This window comes from Streptomyces sp. NPDC047841 (assembly GCF_040704085.1).
Taxonomy (GTDB): Bacteria; Actinomycetota; Actinomycetes; order Streptomycetales; family Streptomycetaceae; genus Streptomyces; species Streptomyces argyrophylli.
In genome coordinates, this window is sequence record NZ_JBEYRP010000005.1 from 57,733 (window position 1) to 71,978 (window position 14,246).

Genomic DNA, 14,246 nt, shown 5'->3' on the forward strand with positions numbered 1-14,246 from the left:
GGCGCCGTGCCCGGCCTCGCCGACCGTCACGCCTCGTCACCCTCGCGCATGGGCACCCGGACCCCCCGCTCGGCCGCGACCGACTCCGCGCTGTCGTACCCGGCGTCCACGTGCCGGATGACGCCCATCCCGGGGTCGTTGGTGAGGACGCGCCGGATCTTCTCGCCGCCGAGCTTGGTGCCGTCGGCCACGGTGACCTGGCCGGCGTGGATGGACCGCCCCATACCGACGCCGCCACCGTGGTGGATGGAGACCCAGGAGGCGCCCGAGGCCACGTTGACCATCGCGTTCAGCAGCGGCCAGTCGGCGATCGCGTCGGACCCGTCGAGCATGGCCTCGGTCTCCCGGTACGGCGAGGCGACGGAACCGCAGTCGAGGTGGTCGCGGCCGATGGCCAGCGGCGCGGCCAGCTCGCCGCTCGCGACCATGTCGTTGAACCGCTCGCCGGCCTTGTCGCGCTCGCCGTAGCCGAGCCAGCAGATGCGGGCGGGCAGGCCCTGGAAGTGGACGCGCTCACCGGCCATCTTGATCCAGCGGGCGAGGGACTCGTTCTCGGGGAACAGCTCCAGGATCGCCTTGTCGGTCTTGGCGATGTCGGCCGGGTCGCCGGACAGGGCCGCCCAGCGGAAGGGGCCCTTGCCCTCGCAGAACAGCGGGCGGATGTAGGCGGGGACGAAGCCGGGGAAGGCGAACGCCCGGTCGTAGCCGGCGAGCCGGGCCTCGCCGCGGATGGAGTTGCCGTAGTCGAAGACCTCGGCGCCGGCGTCCATGAAGCCGACCATGGCCTCCACGTGCCGCGCCATGGACTCGCGGGCGCGGGTGGTGAAGCCGGCCGGGTCCTTGGCCGCCTCGGCGGCCATGTCCTCGAAGGCCACGCCCACCGGGAGGTACGACAGCGGGTCGTGGGCGGAGGTCTGGTCGGTGACGATGTCGACGGGGGCGTTCATCGCGAGGAGCTGCGGGACCAGTTCGGCCGCGTTGCCGAGGACGCCGATGGACAGCGGACGACGGGCGTCCCGCGCCTCGGTGGCCAGCTGGAGCGCGTGGTCGAGGGAGTCGGCCCTGACGTCGAGGTAGCGGTGCTCGATGCGGCGCTCGATGGCGCGCGGGTCGCAGTCGATGCAGATCGCGACGCCGTCGTTCATGGTGACGGCGAGCGGCTGGGCGCCGCCCATGCCGCCGAGGCCGGCGGTCAGGGTGATGGTGCCGGCCAGGGTGCCGCCGAACTTCTTGGCGGCGACGGCGGCGAAGGTCTCGTAGGTGCCCTGGAGGATGCCCTGGGTGCCGATGTAGATCCAGGAGCCCGCGGTCATCTGGCCGTACATGGTCAGGCCGAGGGCCTCCAGGCGGCGGAACTCCTCCCAGTTGGCCCAGTCGCCGACCAGGTTGGAGTTGGCGATGAGGACGCGCGGGGCCCACTCGTGGGTCTGCATCACGCCGACCGGCCGGCCGGACTGGACCAGCATGGTCTCGTCCTGCTTGAGGGTCCTCAGGGTGCGGACCATGGCGTCGAAGGAGCGCCAGTCGCGGGCGGCCTTGCCGGTGCCGCCGTAGACGACGAGCTTGTCGGGGTGCTCGGCCACCTCGGGGTCGAGGTTGTTCTGCAGCATGCGCAGGGCGGCTTCCTGCTGCCATCCCAGGGCGCTCAGTTCCGTGTCGCGCGGTGCTCGTACGGGGCGGGGTCCCGACATCGTCTGCCTCCTCCTATGCCTACGTCTATTCACATCCTGTAGGTCTGAATAGAGCTAGTCAATACATCGGGACGGCCCCGTCCGCGCGCGGCGGGTGTTTGGCTGGAAGCACCGGTAGCCGGGAGTAGGACGGAGGAGCCGTGGCGGAGATCGAGACGGTCGGGGACGTCGGGAGCGAGGCGCGGGGGCGGGCGGCCCGCCGGGACCGGGCCGTGCGGGGCGCCGTCGAGCGGGGACTGCTGGGCCCGGACGCGGCCGTGGTGGGCCTGCTGGACGTCGTCGGCATCCGGGAGTCGGCGGCGGCGCTGCGGGCGGCGTTCGACGCGGTCGTGCCGCCCGGCACACCCGTGCTGCACGCCTTCGCGGTGAAGGCGACCCCGCTGGTGCCGGTGGTGCGGCTGCTGCACGAGGCGGGCATCGGCGCGGAGGTGGCGAGCCCCGGCGAGCTGGCGCTGGCCCGCGCCGCCGGGGTGCCGCCCGAGCGGACGGTGCTGGACTCGCCGGCCAAGACCCCGGCCGAGCTGCGCGAGGCGCTGGCCCTGGGAATCGCCGTGAACGCGGACAACGCGCAGGAGCTCGACCGGCTCGACGCCCTGGTGCACGCCACGCCGACCCGGTCCCCGCTCGGGCTCCGGGTCAACCCGCAGATCGGCGGCGGCACCATCGGGGCGACCTCCACGGCGACGCGGACCTCGAAGTTCGGCGTGGCGCTCAGGGACGAGGGGGCGCGCGACTGGGTCGTCCGGGCGTACGCGGAGCGGCCGTGGCTGACCCGGCTGCACGCGCACACCGGCTCGCAGGGCATCCCGCTGCCGCTGCTGGCGCGGGGCGCGGCGGAGGTGTACGCGCTCGCGGAGGAGATCAACGCGGTCGCCGGGCGGCGGCAGGTCGACACGATCGACATCGGCGGCGGGCTGCCGGTGAACCTCGCGTCGGAGGAGACGACACCGTCGTACGCCGCCTACGCGCGGCTGCTGGCCGAGCGGGTGCCGGGGCTGTTCGACGGGCGGTACGGGCTGGTGACCGAGTTCGGGCGGTCGCTGCTGGCCAAGTACGGGACGGTGGTGGCCCGGGTGGAGTACGCCAAGAGCGCGGGCGGACGGCGGATCGCGGTGACGCACGCGGGCGTGCAGGTGGCGGCGCGGACGGTGTACGTGCCGGGGGCGTGGCCGCTGCGGATCGCCGCGTACGACGCCGGGGGGCGGCCGAAGACGGGGCCGGAGGTGGTGCAGGACGTGGCCGGGCCGGCCTGCTTCTCGGGCGACCTGCTCGCCGAGGGGCGCGCGCTGCCGCTGCTGGAGCAGGGCGACTACGCGGCGGCGCTGGACACGGGCGCGTACTACTTCGCCCACCACTACGCGTACAACTCCCTCGCCCGGCCGGGCGTCTACGGCTACGCGCCGGACGGCGAGGGGGGCGTCGCCTTCGCCACGGTACGGGAACCGCAGACCGTCGCGGAGGTGGTGGCGGAGTCGGGAGGGGCGCACGCGTCCGCGCTGACCGGCCTCCCGGGCACCACCGGCGCACACCCCTCGCCCCGGTGATCAACTCCCGTGCGGCACAGGCCAGTTGACCCACACTAGTACGCCCCGCGCATGTTCCAACGGAAAATGCCGAACGCCTCACCTCTCGCACACACGTTGCGTAGTGTCGGCGTCACTCAACCGGAGTCCCAGGCGGGAGGGGAGCCACGGTGCCCGGAATCGACGAGTGCCTGCTGGAAGCGATGCGGTTGCCCGGTGCCCGGGGAGCCGCGCTGGTGGACTGGACGAGCGGACTGGCCCTCGGCACGGTCGGGGAGGCGCCCGGCGGCGACCACGAGACGACCGCCGCCGAGGCCGCCGAACTCGCCCGGATGGCCGCCGAGCACGGCACCTTCACGGCGGACGGCGACCTGCCGCCCGTGGAGGACGTGATCATCAGCAACGGGGACAGCTACCACCTGCTGCGCTTCGTGGACACGTCCTTCGACAGCAGCGTGTTCCTGCACCTATGGCTCGGCCGCGGGGAGGGCAACCTCGCGCTCGCCCGCATCCGGCTCGGTGAGATGGCCGCCCGGCTGGTGCTGGGATGACCGTGGTCGGCACCCCGCAGCCGGCCCTCCCGGTCCGGGACAAGGAGGCCGGGCGCGCCCTGTCCCCGATGCTCACCCGGCTCGCCGAGGAGCGCGCCACCGGCGTCCTGGTCCGCGAGCACGGCGTCCTGCACCTCGCCGAGGGCCGGGTGGTGCACGCCGAGAGCCCCCTCGCCCCCGGTATCGACGTGCTCCTCACGGCCCACGGCACCCTCGCGGCCGCCGCCTGGCAGCAGGCGGCGGCACGGACCACGGGCCCCCTGCACGCGGCCGAACTCCTGCTGCGCTCGGGGGTACTGCCCACCGGCGCGCTGGAGCTGTGCCACCTGGACGCGGTGTACGACGCCGGGTACTTCGCGCTGGCGCCGAGCAGCACGCCGGGACGGTTCCGGTACGACTCCGCGCCCCGGCTCGGCCCGCTGCCCTCGGTGCCGGTGGTCGCGCTGGAACGCGAGACGCTGCGCCGCCGGCTGCTGCTGCACCGGCTGTGGCCCGACCCGGCCGCCGACACCGCCCCGCTGATCCGCGCGGACCCGGCCGGCCCGGTGACGCCCCGGCAGCGGGCCGTGCTGGACCGTGTGGACGGGGTGCGCACGGCCGCCGACATCGCCCGGAACCTGGGCCGGCAGGCGTTCCACACGCTGGTCGACGTGCGCCGGCTGACGGCGGCCGGGCAGATCGCACCCGCGCCCACGGCACCCGCCACGCCGCCACCGCCGCCCTACCAGGTCACCACCGACCCCGACATCGCGCTGCTGAAAAGGCTCAGGGATGCGCTGGAGGCGCTTTGAACGGCAACGCCCCGCCGAGAGGAGAGACCTGATGGTGGCCGAAGAGCACCTGCGGACCGTCCTGGAGGAGCTGCTGCGGCTGCGCACCCGGGTACCGCAGCTCACCGGCGCCCTCGCGGCCGGCGTCGACGGCCTCGTCGTCGCCCACGACACCCCCGGCGTCGACCCGGAGGGACTGGCCGCGCTCACCGCCGCCGCGCTCGGCGTCGCCGTGCGGGTCGCCGACGCCACCGGGCACGGCGGCTTCCGGGAGCTGCTGGTGCGCGGCGAGCGCGGCTACATCGCCACCTACGCGGCCGGCCGCACCGCCGTCCTGACCCTGCTCGCACAGGACCGGGTCAACGTCGGCCGGCTGCACCTGGAGGGCCGCCGGGCCGGCGCCCGCATCGGGGAGCTGCTGGACGCCGCCGAGGCCGTACGCCCGCTCCCGAGGACCACCCCCGCACGGACCCGCACTCCCCGCGCGCCCCGCACCACGGCCGCCGAGGCGCGCACCGCAACCGACAGCTGAAAGGACCACCATGGCCAACACCGAGACCGCGCTGAAGGAAGCCCTCACCTCCATAGAGGGAGCGACCGGTGTCGCGCTCGTCGACTACACCAGCGGGATGGCGCTGGGCACGATGGGCGGCAGCAAGGACTTCGACCTGAACGTGGCCGCCGCCGGCAACACGGACGTCATCCGCGCCAAGATGCGCACGATGGAGATGCTCGGCCTCAAGGCCGGCATCGAGGACATCCTGATCACCCTGTCCGACCAGTACCACCTGATCCGCCTGCTCAGCAGCCGCGGCGGCAACGGGCTGTTCCTGTACCTGGTCCTCGACTCCGGCCGGGCCAACCTGGCGATGGCCCGGCACCAGCTGAAACGGATCGAGGAGGAGCTGGAGGTCTGACGAGGGCTCAGACCAGTGCGGCGGTACGGCGGCGGGCCCCGCCCGGGGCCGCGTCGCCGGCCGCGACGCCCGTACCGCGCAGGCCCTTGACGGCCTTGCCCGCGGGGCGCCCGCCGCGCCGGTCGAGCCAGTCGACGCGCACCCACAGCAGCGTCTCCCGGGTCCGCTCCAGCCGGCCGAGCCACGCGGCCTTCAGCCGCAGCCCGGCGCCGAGCCCGGCCAGCAGCATGCCGCCGGCCGCGGGCACGGCGAAGGCGGAGCCGAGCGCGACCGCCCAGCCCAGCAGCAGCCACCAGCGGTGGCCCCGGCGCCAGACGCGCACGGTCACCGCCCGGTCCTGCAGCACGTCGTACTTGCCCGCGCGGGCCGCCCCGCCGGCGAGGGCGGCGTACCGGCCCCGCCGGACGAGTGCCACGACGGCCGCGCCGATCAGGAACAGCGCCGTCCCCGCCAGCACGCCGATCCGCCGCCCGGTCACTCCCTGCGGCACGGCCCCGATCCCCGCGGCGACCACTCCGAGCCACCACAGCGGTGCGGCCCCGGCCCGTACGACGACGGCCACCCGAGCCAGTCCCTGTCCTCCGCGCGCCACGTCAGCCTCCCGTGTCACGTGTCACAGCGCATGTGTCCCGCAGGAAGCTAATAGCAGAACCTGAGACGAATCTGAGAGTGGCGGGGCCCGGTCATTCCACGAACAGGCCGTGCGCCGCCGCCTTCGCGTCGAACTCCTCCAGGCGGGCCTGGGCGTCCGGCAGGTCGTCGCAGAGCGCCTCCAGCAGCACCCGGCCGAGCAGCATCGGCGCGCACGCGGTGTCGAAGGCGAGCCCGGTGCCGACGGCGGCGGGCAGCAGCAGGTCGGAGTGCTTGGCGACCGGCGCGAACGCGGAGTCGGCGACGGTGACCACGGTCAGGCCGGCGTTCTTGGCGTAGGCGAGGGTGTCCACGACCTCGCGCGGGTGCCGGGGCAGCGCGAAGCACAGCAGGGCGGTGGCGCCCGCGCGGACGGCTGCGTCGATGCGGTCGTGGATCATCGTGCCGCCCTCGTGCAGCAGCCGGACGTCCGGGTGCACCTTGGCGGCGAAGTAGGCGAAGCCGTACGCCTGGGAGGCGGCCGCGCGCAGCCCGAGCACCGGCAGCGGGCGCGAGGCGGCGAGGATCCGGCCGGCGCGCTGCACCGGGCGGGGGTCGGCGAGCAGCTCGGCGAGGTGCCTCAGGTTCTCGATCTCGGCCTCGACGGCCTGCTGGTACTCGTTGTAGGCGGAGGCCTCCGCGGCCGGTTCGGCCGGGACGACCTCGCGCAGGTGCTTGCGCAGGGCGGGATAGCCGTCGAAGCCGAGGGCGACCGCGAACCGGGTCACCGACGGCTGGCTGACCCCGGCCAGTTCGGCCAGTTCCACGCTGGACAGGAAGGGCACGTCGGCGGCCCGGCGCACCATGCTGTGCGCGATGCGGCGCTGGGTCGGCGTGAGCCGGTGGCCCTCGAAGAGCGCCTGCAATCGGTTGGCAGGGCTGTCGGTCCCGCTCATCACGTACTCCCCCTCCGGTTCCTCGACGCCCCGGGAGAGTACAGCGCCGAGGCGTCGGCGAACACGGGCCTGCTATTCAGACAGTGTGTCACTGCATACCGTTATACAGTCCCGCGCCCGGCGCCGCCGTACGCACCGGTCGCGCGCCGGAACGCGGTGGCGGCGGTGGCCAGCCCGAAACCGGACCGGGGGCTAACCCCAGTGCCGTCCAGCCGTCCGCTCCCTAGGCTGACCGGCATGAGCACACTCGACCCCCAGGACGCCGGCCTCCGGGCGGACCAGAACCTCCGGAAGGACCTGGACGCGACCGTGCGCGCCCGCAGGGAACTGGGCGACGACTACGACTCCGCGCTGGTGGAGTCCTTCCTGGAGAAGGTGGAGCAGCGGATCGACGGCGCGGTGGACCGCCGGGTACGGCGGCAGCTGGCCGAGCGGCAGATGGCGACGGCCCGTGAGAGCCGGCGTCCGAAACCGGCCGACTCCTGGGGCGAACGGTACGGCTTCGCCCTGATCACGCTGGTCCTGGCGATCCCCCTGTCCGCCATCGCGGGTCCGATCGCCGGCCTGTCCGGGGTGGTGGTCACCTGGCTCGGCATCGTGGGCGTCAACGCGGTCCAGGCCGTACGCCTCAACCCGGACCTCCTCCGGGGCCGCCCCGACCCCGACGGCCCGACACGAGACGACTGACCGGGCGGGGCGACGGCCCTGCGGGGGCGGGTGACCGGCGTGGGGCCGGTGACCGGCGCGGGGTGGCCGCGCGGTGGGGCCGGTGACCGGCGTGGGGTGCCCGCGCGGTGGGGGGACGAGTGACCGCCGGGGGGCGGATGAGCGGCAGGGGGCGGATGACCGGCGGGCCGCCCCCCGGCAACCGACGAGTCACCGAACCCAACCCCGGCAGCCCCCGGCAGCCCCCGGCAACGGACGAACCACCGGGCCCCGGCGGACCTCCCGGCAACGGACGAGTCCCCGGCACCAGCCCACCTCCCGGCAACGGACAGGTCCCCGGCACCAGCCGACCGCCCGGCGGCGGGTTACGCCTGGCGGCGGGTTACGCCTGGCGGGTCGGGAGGACCATGATCTGGCGCAGGTTGACGTGCCGGGGGCGGCTGGTGGCGTAGGCGACGACGTCGGCGACCTCCGCCGCGGCCAGTCCCCCGATCGACCCGAACATCTCGTCCAGCTGCCCCGACAGCTCCGCGCTGCCCACGTGCGACGCCAGTTCGGTCTCCGTCAGTCCCGGCTCGATGTTGGTGACCCGGACGTCGCGCGGGCCCAGTTCGCCGCGCAGGCTCTGCGACAGGTAGGTGACGGCCGCCTTGGTCGCGCCGTACACCGCGTAGTTCGGGAAGGTCACGTGCGCGCCGATGGAGGAGATGTTCACCAGGTCGGCGGTGCGCCCCCCGGCCGCGGCGGCCAGCAGGTCGGCGGTGAAGGCGCGGATGATCCGCAGCACGCCGGTGACGTTGGTGTCCAGCATCCGCTGCCACTCGTCCAGCCGGCCCTCCTCGACGGGGTTCGGCAGCATGACACCGGCGTTGTTGACGACGAGGTCGACGGCGCCGAACGCCTCGTGGACCCGGTCCCGGGCGGCGGCCACGGACGCGTCGTCGGTGACGTCGGCGGCCACCGCGAGGGCCCGGCCGCCCTGTGCCCGGATCTTCTCCACCAGCGCGTCCAGCCGGTCCGCGCGCCGGGCGAGCAGCGCCACCCCGGCCCCCTCGGCGGCCAGGTGCAGGGCGACGGCCTCGCCGATGCCGCTGGCGGCTCCGGTGACCACGGCGGTGCGGCCGGACAGGTTCTCGTACGACATGGGTGCTCCCTCGTGGATCGCCGGGCGGCGGGCTGCTCCCCGGCGGCGGGCACCACTCTCGTCGCGTCCGGCGGCCTTACCCAGGGATGCGCTGTTCCTGGGTCTGCCAGTACCAGGAACGGCGGGCCCCTCTCCCCTACGATCGGGTCATGGACGGGGACTGGACCGAAGCAGAGGTGGGCGACTTCCTGCGCTCGCGCCGCGCCCGCATCAGGCCGGAGGAGGTCGGGCTGCCCGCGCACGGGCGGCGCCGGGTGCCGGGCCTGCGCCGCGAGGAGGTGGCCCAGCTCGCGGGTGTGAGCGTCGACTACTACATCCGGCTGGAGCAGGGCCGGGGCACCAGCGTCAGCGACGCCGTGCTGGACGCGGTCGCGCGGGTGCTGCGCCTGGACGAGACGGAGCACGCGTACCTGCGCACGGTGGCGCGCCCCCAGCGGCGGCGGTCGAAGCCGGCCGGTGCGCCCCGCGTGCGGCCCGGCGTGCAGCTCCTCCTCGACGGCATGGAACGCAGCCCGGCGTTCGTGCTGGGCCGCCGCATGGACGTGCTCGCCTGGAACGCGCTCGGTGACGCGGTGGGCGGCTTCAGCCGTCTGGCGCCGGCCGAACGGAACGTCCCCCGGCTGGTCTTCCTCGACCCGGCCTCCCGGGAGCTGTACCTGGAGTGGGCGGCGGTGGCCGCGCAGACGGTGGCACAGTTGCGGCTGCTGGCGGGCCGGTACGCCGACGACCCCGGACTGTGCGCGCTGGTCGGCGAACTGACCCTGAAGAGCGGGGAATTCCGCCGGCTGTGGACGGACCACGAGGTCCGCGAGTGCGCGTTCGGCGTGAAGAAGGTGCGGCACCCGGTCGCGGGTCTGCTGACCCTGCCGTACGAGACGCTGACCGTCCCGGCGGACCCGGAGCAGACGATCGTGGTGTACACGCCGGAGCCGGGCTCGGAGACGGCGGAGCGGCTGGCCATGCTGGGCAGCTGGAACGCGGCACCGGCCGCGGCCGGCGACTGAGGAGCCGCGACGGCGGGCGCTCCCGTCCGCGGGAGCGGCGCCGGCCGAGGCGGGAAAGGCTGCGCGGGGACCGCCGCACCCCCGTTTCCGGGGGGCGGGACGACGGCGGTCCCCGCGGGGGACGCGGGCCGGGTCAGGGCCGGGCCTACGCGTCCGTGGCGTCCATGGAGGTCCGGGAGCCGCTCCGGAGGTCCTTGGCGCCGTTCGGCGCCGGCCAGGGCGGGGAGCCGCTCCCACCCCTGCCGACGCCCCCTACTCTGCCGGAGCCGTGTTAAGCGGGTGCTGCGCGCACATGACGCCCTCGTTCCACTTCCGCGAACCCGGGCCCCCGGCCCGGGCGGGCTACCTGGTGCCGCCCTTGGCCAGGAAGGCCAGCAGGTCCTGCCGGCTGACGACGCCGGTCGGCTTGCCCTCGACCAGCACGATCGCGGCGTCCGCCGAGCCCAGCACCTGCATCAGGTCGCCGACCGGCTCGCCGGAGCCGACCTGGGGCAGCGGGGCGCACATGTGCTTCTCCAGCGGGTCCTCCAGCGAGGCCCGCTTGCTGAACAGGGCGTCGAGCAGCTCCCGTTCCACGACCGAGCCGACGACCTCGGCGGCCATCACGTCCGGGTGGCCGGCGCCCGGCTTGACCACGGGCATCTGCGAGACGCCGTACTCGCGCAGCACCTCGATGGCCTGGCCGACGGTCTCCTCCGGGTGCATGTGCACCAGGGACGGGATGGAGCCGCCCGCCTTGTCGCTGAGGACGTCGCCGACGCGGGCACTGGGGCCCTCGTCCTCCAGGAAGCCGTAGTCGGCCATCCACTCGTCGTTGAAGATCTTGCTGAGGTAGCCGCGGCCGCTGTCGGGCAGCAGCACCACCACGACGTCGTCGGGGCCGAGCCGCTCGGCGACCTTCAGCGCGGCCACGACGGCCATGCCGCAGGAGCCGCCCACCAGCAGGCCCTCCTCCTTGGCCAGCCGGCGGGTCATCTGGAAGGAGTCCTTGTCGGAGACGGCGACGATCTCGTCCGCGACGCTACGGTCGTAGGCGGTCGGCCAGAAGTCCTCGCCGACGCCCTCGACCAGGTACGGCCGCCCGGAGCCGCCCGAGTACACGGAGCCCTCGGGGTCGGCGCCGATGACCTTGACCGCGCCCTGGCTGGCCTCCTTCAGGTAGCGGCCGGTGCCGGAGATGGTGCCGCCGGTGCCGACGCCCGCCACGAAGTGGGTGATCCTCCCCTCGGTCTGCTCCCACAGCTCGGGTCCGGTCGAGTGGTAGTGCGAGAGCGGGTTGTTGGGGTTGGAGTACTGGTCGGGCTTCCAGGCGCCGGGCGTCTCGCGCACCAGCCGGTCGGAGACGTTGTAGTACGAGTCCGGGTGCTCCGGGGCCACGGCGGTCGGGCACACGACGACCTCGGCGCCGTACGCGCGCAGCACGTTGATCTTGTCGGTGCTCACCTTGTCCGGGCACACGAAGATGCACTTGTAGCCCTTCTGCTGGGCCACGATGGCGAGTCCCACGCCGGTGTTGCCGCTGGTCGGCTCGACGATCGTGCCGCCCGGCTTCAGCTCCCCGCTCTGCTCCGCGGCCTCGATCATGCGCAGGGCGATGCGGTCCTTCACGGAACCGCCCGGGTTGAAGTACTCCACCTTGGCCAGGACGGTCGCCTGGATGCCCTTGGTCACGTTGTTGAGCCGCACCAGCGGGGTGTCGCCGACGAGGCTGATCATCGAGTCGTGGTATCGCACCGTTGTCTCCGGTCGCTGCAAAAGAACTGTTCGTAGTGGTGCCGCCAGCCTAAGGCCAGCGGTGTGGCGGGCGCGGTCCTTCACTCCCCGTCGAGATTGGCGCACGGTCCGTACGGGGCAAGGAGTGGGTACGGCTACGAGGAGGTGGCGGCGACGCATGACGAGGACGTCGAGGGCACGGGTGGCCCGGCGCATCGCGGCCGGGGCGGCGTACGGCGGGGGCGGGGCAGGGCTCATCGGCGCGGCCGTCGTCGGTCTGGTGCTGGCGGAGGTGCGACTGGCGCGGCGCCATGTGGGCAACGGCGGCGCAGGGCGGGTGCCGGTGGCCGACGGCGTGTACGGGCACGCGTACGACACCCCCGGCGAACCACCGCTGCGGCTGACGATGCTCGGTGACTCGACGGCGGCGGGGCAGGGCGTGCACCGGGCGGGCCAGACCCCGGGGGCGCTGCTGGCCTCCGGGCTGGCGGCGGTGGCGGAACGCCCGGTGGAGCTGCGGAACGTGGCGGTGCCGGGCGCCCGGTCCGACGACCTGGACCGCCAGGTCGGGGTGGTGCTGTCCGCGCCCTGTCCCGTCCCGGACATCTGCGTGATCATGGTCGGCGCGAACGACGTGACCCACCGGATGCACCCGACCCGCTCGGTACGGCACCTGTCGGCGGCGGTACGGCGGCTGCGCACGGCGGGCGCCGAGGTGGTGGTCGGCACCTGTCCCGACCTCGGCACGATCGAGCCGGTGCAGCAGCCGCTGCGCTGGCTGGCCCGGCGGGCGTCCCGGCAGCTGGCGGCGGCCCAGACGATCGGGGTGGTGGAGCAGGGCGGGCGGACGGTGTCGCTGGGCGATCTGCTCGGGCCCGAGTTCGAGGCGAACCCGCGGGAGCTGTTCGGGCCGGACAACTACCACCCGTCGGCCGAGGGCTACGCCACCGCGGCCATGGCCGTCCTGCCCACGGTGTGCGCGGCGCTGGGCCTGTGGCCGGAGGAGGAGCGGCCGGACGTGTCGCGCCGCGAGGGTTTCCTGCCGGTGGCCCGCGCGGCGGCCGAGGCCGCGTCGGAGGCCGGCACCGAGGTGACGGCGGCCATGCCGGCGGGGCCGCGGGGACCATGGGCGTTGCTCAAGCGCAGGCGCCGGCGGCGGGTACCCGAGGCGGAGCCGGCGAGCCGGCCCCTCTGACCGCCTCCGTCCGGACCCGACCGGAGCAAAGCAAGCGCTTAGACAATTGCGGCCAGTGTCACACCGCGACACCGGTGACCTGGCCCATACGTACGGGTAACTTCCCACCTGGCCTGCCCGAAAAAATCCGCCACTGGAGCCGTGATGCCCGAAGCCGTGATCGTCTCGACCGCCCGCTCCCCCATCGGCCGCGCGAACAAGGGCTCCCTGAAGGACCTGCGCCCCGACGACCTCACCGCCACGATCATCCAGGCGGCGCTCGCCAAGATCCCCGAGCTGGACCCCCGGGACATCGACGACCTGATGCTCGGCTGCGGCCTGCCCGGCGGCGAGCAGGGCCACAACCTCGGCCGGATCGTCGCCGTGCAGATGGGCATGGACCACCTGCCGGGCTGCACGGTCACCCGCTACTGCTCCTCCTCCCTGCAGACCTCCCGCATGGCGCTGCACGCCATCAAGGCCGGCGAGGGCGACGTCTTCATCTCGGCCGGTGTCGAGACGGTCTCCCGCTTCCGCAAGGGCAGCTCCGACGGCCTGCCGGACACGCACAACCCGCTGTTCGCCGAGGCCGAGGCCCGCACCGAGTCCGTCGCCCAGCAGGAGGGCACGACCTGGCACGACCCGCGCGAGGACGGCCTGCTGCCCGACCCCTACATCGCGATGGGCCAGACCGCCGAGAACCTGGCCCGCTGGAAGGGGGTCACCCGCCAGGAGATGGACGAGTTCGGCGTCCGCTCGCAGAACCTCGCCGAGCAGGCCATCAAGAACGGCTTCTGGGAGCGCGAGATCACCCCGGTGACCCTCCCCGACGGCACCGTGGTCAGCAAGGACGACGGCCCGCGCGCCGGTGTCACCCTGGAGGCCGTGCAGGGCCTGAAGCCGGTCTTCCGCCCGGACGGACTCGTCACGGCCGGCAACTGCTGCCCGCTGAACGACGGCGCCGCCGCGCTCGTCATCATGTCCGACACCAAGGCCCGCGAGCTGGGCCTGACCCCGCTCGCCCGGATCGTGTCCACCGGTGTCTCCGGCCTCTCCCCGGAGATCATGGGCCTCGGCCCGGTGGAGGCGAGCAAGCAGGCCCTGCGGCGCGCCGGTCTGACCATCGACGACATCGACCTGGTCGAGATCAACGAGGCCTTCGCCGCCCAGGTGATCCCGTCGTACCGGGACCTCGGCATCGACATCGAGAAGCTGAACGTCAACGGCGGCGCCATCGCCGTCGGCCACCCGTTCGGCATGACCGGCGCCCGCATCACCGGCACGCTCATCAACTCGCTGCAGTGGCACGACAAGCAGTTCGGCCTGGAGACGATGTGCGTCGGCGGCGGCCAGGGCATGGCGATGGTCATCGAGCGCCTGAGCTGACCCACCGTCATCGAGCGCACGGGCCGGCCCACCGTTCGTAGCGGGTCGCGCACGGCGTGTCGCGAAAGGGCCCGGAACCCGGGAAACACCGCGGTTCCGGGCCTTTCCGTGATCCAATCTCACCCAGGATGTGACCTATGTCGCTCGCCCGGCACATCGCCGCTGGTCAGCGCGGGTCGGC

General features: G+C 73.9%; 14 protein-coding genes. 9 read left to right on the forward strand and 5 right to left on the reverse strand.

All coding sequences use genetic code 11. The features are described from left to right. Nucleotides 1-26: 26 nt before the first annotated feature. Nucleotides 27-1,691: a urocanate hydratase gene (hutU, locus tag AB0947_RS09015; RefSeq protein WP_366749629.1), complete on the reverse strand. Its 1,665-nt coding sequence runs from the start codon at nucleotides 1,689-1,691 to the stop codon at nucleotides 27-29. Nucleotides 1,692-1,831: 140 nt separating this feature from the next. On the opposite strand from hutU, the gene AB0947_RS09020 reads away from it, so the two are divergent. The 5 genes from AB0947_RS09020 to AB0947_RS09040 all read left to right on the forward strand — a co-directional run bounded on the left by AB0947_RS09020 (nucleotide 1,832) and on the right by AB0947_RS09040 (nucleotide 5,452). Next, nucleotides 1,832-3,235 (forward strand): diaminopimelate decarboxylase, encoded by a 1,404-nt coding sequence (locus AB0947_RS09020; protein WP_366749630.1) that lies wholly within the window; start codon nucleotides 1,832-1,834, stop codon nucleotides 3,233-3,235. A gap of 149 nt (nucleotides 3,236-3,384) precedes the next feature. Further along, on the forward strand, nucleotides 3,385-3,765 hold the full coding sequence (locus AB0947_RS09025; RefSeq protein WP_366749631.1) for a hypothetical protein: 381 nt from the start codon (nucleotides 3,385-3,387) through the stop codon (nucleotides 3,763-3,765). Next, nucleotides 3,762-4,556 (forward strand): transcriptional regulator, encoded by a 795-nt coding sequence (locus AB0947_RS09030; RefSeq protein WP_366749632.1) that lies wholly within the window; start codon nucleotides 3,762-3,764, stop codon nucleotides 4,554-4,556. The genes AB0947_RS09025 and AB0947_RS09030 overlap by 4 nt, the downstream gene beginning before the upstream one ends. 31 nt (nucleotides 4,557-4,587) lie before the next feature. Next, a complete protein-coding gene (locus AB0947_RS09035; RefSeq protein ID WP_366749633.1) occupies nucleotides 4,588-5,067 on the forward strand; it encodes a roadblock/LC7 domain-containing protein in 480 nt (159 codons plus the stop codon). 10 nt (nucleotides 5,068-5,077) lie between these two features. Then, complete coding sequence (locus tag AB0947_RS09040; RefSeq protein ID WP_366749634.1) at nucleotides 5,078-5,452, forward strand: hypothetical protein; 375 nt, start codon at nucleotides 5,078-5,080, stop codon at nucleotides 5,450-5,452. Between the two features lie 7 nt (nucleotides 5,453-5,459). Here the strand turns inward: AB0947_RS09040 and AB0947_RS09045 are convergent, their stop codons facing one another. Both AB0947_RS09045 and AB0947_RS09050 read right to left on the reverse strand, forming a co-directional pair. Further along, nucleotides 5,460-6,044: a hypothetical protein gene (locus tag AB0947_RS09045; RefSeq protein ID WP_366749635.1), complete on the reverse strand. Its 585-nt coding sequence runs from the start codon at nucleotides 6,042-6,044 to the stop codon at nucleotides 5,460-5,462. Between the two features lie 91 nt (nucleotides 6,045-6,135). Next, nucleotides 6,136-6,978 (reverse strand): MurR/RpiR family transcriptional regulator, encoded by an 843-nt coding sequence (locus AB0947_RS09050; RefSeq protein ID WP_366749637.1) that lies wholly within the window; start codon nucleotides 6,976-6,978, stop codon nucleotides 6,136-6,138. 237 nt (nucleotides 6,979-7,215) lie between these two features. Between AB0947_RS09050 and AB0947_RS09055 the strand changes: the two genes are divergently transcribed. Continuing rightward, on the forward strand, nucleotides 7,216-7,665 hold the full coding sequence (locus AB0947_RS09055) for a hypothetical protein (RefSeq protein WP_366749639.1): 450 nt from the start codon (nucleotides 7,216-7,218) through the stop codon (nucleotides 7,663-7,665). 361 nt (nucleotides 7,666-8,026) lie between these two features. Here AB0947_RS09055 and AB0947_RS09060 read toward each other — a convergent pair whose 3' ends face one another. Continuing rightward, complete coding sequence (locus AB0947_RS09060; protein WP_366749640.1) at nucleotides 8,027-8,788, reverse strand: SDR family oxidoreductase; 762 nt, start codon at nucleotides 8,786-8,788, stop codon at nucleotides 8,027-8,029. 149 nt (nucleotides 8,789-8,937) lie between these two features. Here AB0947_RS09060 and AB0947_RS09065 point away from each other — a divergent pair, with 149 nt between their 5' ends. Further along, entirely contained in the window at nucleotides 8,938-9,792 is an 855-nt protein-coding gene (locus AB0947_RS09065; protein ID WP_366749641.1) for a helix-turn-helix transcriptional regulator, read from the forward strand. A 342-nt stretch (nucleotides 9,793-10,134) separates the two neighbouring features. On the opposite strand, the gene AB0947_RS09070 is transcribed toward AB0947_RS09065, so the two are convergent. Then, nucleotides 10,135-11,526 (reverse strand): cystathionine beta-synthase, encoded by a 1,392-nt coding sequence (locus AB0947_RS09070; RefSeq protein ID WP_366749642.1) that lies wholly within the window; start codon nucleotides 11,524-11,526, stop codon nucleotides 10,135-10,137. Between the two features lie 157 nt (nucleotides 11,527-11,683). On the opposite strand from AB0947_RS09070, the gene AB0947_RS09075 reads away from it, so the two are divergent. Both AB0947_RS09075 and AB0947_RS09080 read left to right on the forward strand, forming a co-directional pair. Further along, entirely contained in the window at nucleotides 11,684-12,700 is a 1,017-nt protein-coding gene (locus AB0947_RS09075; protein WP_366749643.1) for an SGNH/GDSL hydrolase family protein, read from the forward strand. Between the two features lie 144 nt (nucleotides 12,701-12,844). Next, nucleotides 12,845-14,065, forward strand: coding sequence for an acetyl-CoA C-acetyltransferase (locus AB0947_RS09080; RefSeq protein WP_366749644.1), 1,221 nt, complete (start codon nucleotides 12,845-12,847; stop codon nucleotides 14,063-14,065). The last annotated feature ends 181 nt before the right edge of the window (nucleotides 14,066-14,246 follow it).

What these genes read in the sequence shown, in the direction of transcription:
- AB0947_RS09030 (WP_366749632.1), top strand. Translation starts at nt 3,762, where the DNA reads ATGACCGTGGTCGGCACCCCGCAGCCGGCCCTCCCGGTCCGGGACAAG.
- AB0947_RS09080 (WP_366749644.1), top strand. Translation starts at nt 12,845, where the DNA reads ATGCCCGAAGCCGTGATCGTCTCGACCGCCCGCTCCCCCATCGGCCGC.
- AB0947_RS09060 (WP_366749640.1), bottom strand. Translation starts at nt 8,788, where the DNA reads ATGTCGTACGAGAACCTGTCCGGCCGCACCGCCGTGGTCACCGGAGCC.
- AB0947_RS09035 (WP_366749633.1), top strand. Translation starts at nt 4,588, where the DNA reads ATGGTGGCCGAAGAGCACCTGCGGACCGTCCTGGAGGAGCTGCTGCGG.
- AB0947_RS09075 (WP_366749643.1), top strand. Translation starts at nt 11,684, where the DNA reads ATGACGAGGACGTCGAGGGCACGGGTGGCCCGGCGCATCGCGGCCGGG.
- AB0947_RS09055 (WP_366749639.1), top strand. Translation starts at nt 7,216, where the DNA reads ATGAGCACACTCGACCCCCAGGACGCCGGCCTCCGGGCGGACCAGAAC.
- AB0947_RS09040 (WP_366749634.1), top strand. Translation starts at nt 5,078, where the DNA reads ATGGCCAACACCGAGACCGCGCTGAAGGAAGCCCTCACCTCCATAGAG.
- AB0947_RS09050 (WP_366749637.1), bottom strand. Translation starts at nt 6,978, where the DNA reads ATGAGCGGGACCGACAGCCCTGCCAACCGATTGCAGGCGCTCTTCGAG.
- hutU (WP_366749629.1), bottom strand. Translation starts at nt 1,691, where the DNA reads ATGTCGGGACCCCGCCCCGTACGAGCACCGCGCGACACGGAACTGAGC.
- AB0947_RS09065 (WP_366749641.1), top strand. Translation starts at nt 8,938, where the DNA reads ATGGACGGGGACTGGACCGAAGCAGAGGTGGGCGACTTCCTGCGCTCG.